This window comes from Micromonospora sp. NPDC047074 (assembly GCF_040643815.1).
In the GTDB taxonomy this organism is placed as follows: domain Bacteria; phylum Actinomycetota; class Actinomycetes; order Mycobacteriales; family Micromonosporaceae; genus Micromonospora.
Map to the genome: position 1 here is coordinate 1 of NZ_JBEYVB010000080.1, position 3559 is coordinate 3559.

A 3559-nucleotide genomic window follows, 5' to 3' on the forward strand; every position below is an offset into this window, starting at 1 on the left:
GGGTGGTGGGAACGGGGTCCTGGTGCGGCTGGGGGAAGGCGGATAGCACCCTGTTGGGTCCTGAAGGAACAACCTGTGGGTTGTCTTTCAGAGCCTTGGAGACGGAGCCGTGAGGGTTTCGTTGGGCTGCCAGGCATGGCCTGGTGTGGCATACCGCCGGCGGTGGTCGGGTTTGGTGTCGCACTGTTGGGTTGTGGGTTGGTCGTTTGTTGAGAATTGCACAGTGGACGCGAGCATCTTTGTGGTCAAGTTGTCAAGGGCGAACGGTGGATGCCTTGGCACCAGGAGCCGATGAAGGACGTGGGAGGCCGCGATAGGCCTGGGGGAGCTGTCAACCAAGCTGTGATCCCAGGGTGTCCGAATGGGGAAACCTGGCTGGAGTCATGTCCAGTCACCTACACCTGAACACATAGGGTGTATGGGGGGAACGCGGGGAAGTGAAACATCTCAGTACCCGTAGGAAGAGAAAACAATAGTGATTCCGTGAGTAGTGGCGAGCGAAAGCGGATTGAGGCTAAACCGGCTGCGTGTGATACCTGTCAGGGGTTGCGTGGTCGGGGTTGTGGGACCCTGCTGAACAAGCTGACACTTGTTTGAGAAGTTACAAAGCCAGTTGCTAGCCGAATGGTCTGGAAAGGCTGACCGTAGACGGTGATAGTCCGGTAGGTGAAAGTGGCTGGTCTTCTGTGGGTGTTCCCGAGTAGCGGCGGACCCCTGTAATCTGCCGTGAATCTGCCAGGACCACCTGGTAAGCCTAAATACTTCCTGGTGACCGATAGCGGACGAGTACCGTGAGGGAATGGTGAAAAGTACCCCGGGAGGGGAGTGAAATAGTACCTGAAACCGTTCGCCTACAATCCGTCGGAGCCTTGCGGGGTGACGGCGTGCCTTTTGAAGAATGAGCCTGCGAGTTAGTGGCATGTGGCGAGGTTAACCCGTGTGGGGGAGCCGTAGCGAAAGCGAGTCTGAATAGGGCGATTCAGTCGCGTGTCCTAGACCCGAAGCGGAGTGATCTAGCCATGGGCAGGCTGAAGCGCGGGTAAGACCGCGTGGAGGGCCGAACCCACCAACGTTGAAAAGTTGGGGGATGACCTGTGGTTAGGGGTGAAAGGCCAATCAAACTCCGTGATAGCTGGTTCTCCCCGAAATGCATTTAGGTGCAGCGTCGTGTGTTTCTTGCCGGAGGTAGAGCACTGGATGGTCTAGGGGGCCCACAAGCTTACCGAAATCAGCCAAACTCCGAATGCCGGTAAGTGAGAGCGCGGCAGTGAGACTGCGGGGGATAAGCTTCGTAGTCGAGAGGGAAACAGCCCAGATCACCAGCTAAGGCCCCTAAGCGTGTGCTAAGTGGAAAAGGATGTGGGGTCGCATAGACAACCAGGAGGTTGGCTTAGAAGCAGCCACCCTTTAAAGAGTGCGTAATAGCTCACTGGTCAAGTGGTTCCGCGCCGACAATGTAGCGGGGCTCAAGTACACCGCCGAAGCTGTGGCATTCACATTTTTACCTCGCTTGGACTTGATTCCTTGTGCAGGTGTGTGGATGGGTAGGGGAGCGTCGTGCCGGGGGTGAAGCAGCGGGGTGACCTAGTTGTGGACGCGGCACGAGTGAGAATGCAGGCATGAGTAGCGAAAGAAGGGTGAGAAACCCTTCCGCCGGATGACCAAGGGTTCCAGGGCCAGGCTAATCCGCCCTGGGTGAGTCGGGACCTAAGGCGAGGCCGAGAGGCGTAGTCGATGGACAACGGGTTGATATTCCCGTACCCGCGAAAGAGCGTCCCTGATGAACCTCGTTGTGCTAACCACCCAAACCAGCGGAGACTTTCGGGTTGATGTTGGGGAGCGTGGGAACCTGGCGGGTAGTAGTCAAGCGATGGGGTGACGCAGGAAGGTAGCTGAGCCCGGCCGGTGGTTGTGCCGGGGTAAGCGTGTAGGCCGTGCTGTAGGCAAATCCGCAGCACATGTAGGCTGAGACGTGATGCCGAGCCGATTCAGGTGAAGTCAGTGATCCTATGCTGCCGAGAAAAGCCTCTAGCGAGTTCTTAGCGGCCCGTACCCCAAACCGACACAGGTGGTCAGGTAGAGAATACCGAGGCGATCGGGCGAACTGTGGTTAAGGAACTCGGCAAATTGCCCCCGTAACTTAGGGAGAAGGGGGGCCGGAGACGTGAAGCCCCGCGCGGGTGGAGCGTTGTATGGCCGCAGAGAGCAGGGGGAAGCGACTGTTTACTAAAAACACAGGTCCATGCGAAGAAGTAATTCGATGTATATGGACTGACGCCTGCCCGGTGCTGGAACGTTAAGGGGACCTGTTAGCTCTTCGGGGCGAAGCGGAGAACTTAAGCGCCAGTAAACGGCGGTGGTAACTATAACCATCCTAAGGTAGCGAAATTCCTTGTCGGGTAAGTTCCGACCTGCACGAATGGCGTAACGACTTCCCCACTGTCTCAACCACAGGCCCGGCGAAATTGCATTACGAGTAAAGATGCTCGTTACGCGCGGCAGGACGGAAAGACCCCGGGACCTTTACTATAGCTTGACATTGGTATTCGAATTAGCTTGTGTAGGATAGGTGGGAGCCGGTGAAACTCATACGCCAGTATGGGTGGAGGCAATCTTGAAATACCACTCTGGTTGATTTGGGTATCTAACTTCGGACCGTTATCCGGTTCAGGGACAGTGTCTGGTGGGTAGTTTAACTGGGGCGGTTGCCTCCTAAAGGGTAACGGAGGCGCCCAAAGGTTCCCTCAGCCTGGTTGGCAATCAGGTGTTGAGTGCAAGTACACAAGGGAGCTTGACTGTGAGACTGACAGGTCGAGCAGGGACGAAAGTCGGGACTAGTGATCCGGCACTTGCGAGTGGAAGCGGTGTCGCTCAACGGATAAAAGGTACCCCGGGGATAACAGGCTGATCTTCCCCAAGAGTCCATATCGACGGGATGGTTTGGCACCTCGATGTCGGCTCGTCGCATCCTGGGGCTGTAGCAGGTCCCAAGGGTTGGGCTGTTCGCCCATTAAAGCGGTACGCGAGCTGGGTTTAGAACGTCGTGAGACAGTTCGGTCCCTATCCGCCGTGCGCGTAGGATACTTGAGAAGGGCTGTCCCTAGTACGAGAGGACCGGGACGGACGAACCTCTGGTGTGCCAGTTGTCCCGCCAGGGGCACGGCTGGTTAGCTACGTTCGGAAGGGATAACCGCTGAAAGCATCTAAGCGGGAAGCTCGCTTCAAGATGAGGTATCCCACCCCACTTTGTGGGGGTAAGGCCCCCAGCTAGACGACTGGGTTGATAGGCCGGAAATGTAAGCTCGGTAACGGGTTCAGTTGACCGGTACTAATAGGCCGAGGACTTGACTACTAAGCTGCTACGCGTCCACTGTGCAACTCACAGCAAACGAACAACAGACCACGGTTTGTGTGTGGTGTTGTTTGATATGTTGATAGGGTTACGGCGGTTATGGCGGAGGGGAAACGCCCGGTTACATTCCGAACCCGGAAGCTAAGCCTTCCAGCGCCGATGGTACTGCACTCGGGAGGGTGTGGGAGAGTAGGACGCCGCCGGACA

2 rRNA genes are annotated in these 3559 nt (G+C 56.8%); both read left to right on the top strand.

The window, feature by feature from the left end:
* Positions 1 to 243: 243 nt before the first annotated feature.
* Positions 244 to 3352, top strand: a 23S ribosomal RNA gene (locus ABZ809_RS34400).
* A gap of 89 nt (positions 3353 to 3441) precedes the next feature.
* Positions 3442 to 3558 (top strand): 5S ribosomal RNA (gene rrf, locus ABZ809_RS34405).
* The last annotated feature ends 1 nt before the right edge of the window (position 3559 follow it).